The 1,541-nt window shown below is 65.9% G+C and carries 2 protein-coding genes; one reads left to right on the top strand and one right to left on the bottom strand.

Annotation, left to right across the window (positions count from 1 at the left end):
• On the top strand, nucleotides 1-1,023 hold a 1,023-nt coding region (locus tag HLUSI_RS30155), incomplete at its 5' end, for a serine hydrolase domain-containing protein (protein ID WP_016836126.1).
• Between the two features lie 7 nt (nucleotides 1,024-1,030).
• Here the strand turns inward: HLUSI_RS30155 and HLUSI_RS0122680 are convergent.
• A partial coding sequence (locus HLUSI_RS0122680) for an HD domain-containing protein (protein WP_016836125.1) occupies nucleotides 1,031-1,541 on the bottom strand: 511 nt, incomplete at its 5' end.

Genomic DNA, 1,541 nt, shown 5'->3' with positions numbered 1-1,541 from the left:
AAAAACCCGGCCGCCGCGGTGCCGGCCGTGTTCGAGGAACGCAAGATCGCGCTGGCGCCGGAAGTGGCGTGGCGCGACGGCGGGCGTATCGGCTTTGCCGACTTCCTCCGCGAGACTCACACCAATGCCATGCTGGTGGTGCAGCACGGCCGCCTGGTCTATGAGCACTATCCGCAGGGTGGGCAACGCGCCGCGGTGTTCCCGTCGTATTCGGTGGCCAAGTCGATGCTGTCGGACCTGGTTGGCGTGGCGCTGGCCGAGGGCAAGATTGCGGCGCTGTCCGATCCGGTGCGCAAGTACCTGCCGGATTTGCCGGAGAAATTTGCGGCGGTCACCGTCGACGACCTGCTCAACATGCATTCCGGCATCCGCGTCGAAGAGAAGTACGACAGCGCGTTTTCACAGATCGCCTTCATGTACATCACCACCGACCTGAATCGTTTCATGCGCGGGCTGGACAAGACCGCGTTTACGCCGGGGCAGGGCTTCGCCTACCGCAGCGTCGATTACCTGCTGCTCGGCATGGTGCTGTCGGCGGCTACCGGCGAGCCGCTCACGCGCTACCTGGAGCGCAAGCTGTGGCAGCCGATGGGGGCGGCCTACGGTGCCGGCTGGAGCGTCGACAACAAGAAGCACAGCGTGGAAAAAAGCTTTTGCTGCGTCAATGCGCGCGCCGTCGATTTCGCCCGCTACGGCTTGCTGCATTTGCGCCAGGGCCGCGCCGGCAATGTCCAGGTGTTGCCTGCGGCGTGGATGCAACGGCCGCCGGAAGTCGGCGCCGCCGATGCCGATTTCGCCTATGGCCGTGGCTGGTGGTTACCGCGCCAGCCCGCCGCCCGCGATGGCGGCAGTGCGCCGCGCGACTACACCGCGATCGGCATCCACGGCCAGTATGTTTACATCGATCCGGTCAGCGACACCGTCATCGTCAAGCTCAGCGACCACGGCAACGAGCAGGACGAGGCGCTGACGGTGGCGGCTTTCCGCAGCATCGTCGCGGCGCTGCCCGCGACTGCCGACTGAGGTCGACTCAGGCAACCCACGCCGAATTGCGGATGACGCTGCAGAAGTTGCCAGGGGTGAACGCCGGCTCCTTGTCGGCGATCACGTCGCCCTTGACGTTGCCGAAGGTGGTGGCGGGTTTGTGGCGGATGCCGTTGTAGAAAGTCTGGATGATGTCTTCCTTGAAATTGCCGCCGCGCGGGTGCGCCAGCACCACCGCTTCGCGTTCGGCATCGCTGTATTCCTCGTACTTCATGCCCAGCACGTCCATCTCCACGCCGGCCGTTACCAGCGCCACCACCGGGTGCATGTGCTGGGGGATGCCGGGCGTGGTGTGCAGCGCGATGGCATTCCACACGGTGTCGATGTCGCCTTGCGCGATGCCGCGGCTGTCGAGGAAGTCGCGCGCGGCGTTGGCGCCGTCGACTTCGAAGCGCTCGCAGGCGCTGCTGTGCTTGTGGCTCAGGCCCATGTCGTGGAACATGCAGCCGCAGTACAGCAGTTCCGGGTCGAATCTGAGGCCGCGCCGGCGCCCGGCC

The sequence above is a fragment of the Herbaspirillum lusitanum P6-12 genome (assembly GCF_000256565.1).
In the GTDB taxonomy this organism is placed as follows: domain Bacteria; phylum Pseudomonadota; class Gammaproteobacteria; order Burkholderiales; family Burkholderiaceae_D; genus Herbaspirillum; species Herbaspirillum lusitanum.
The sequence above is the reverse complement of the archived record's forward strand: the minus strand, read 5'-3'. Positions and strand labels throughout refer to the sequence as shown.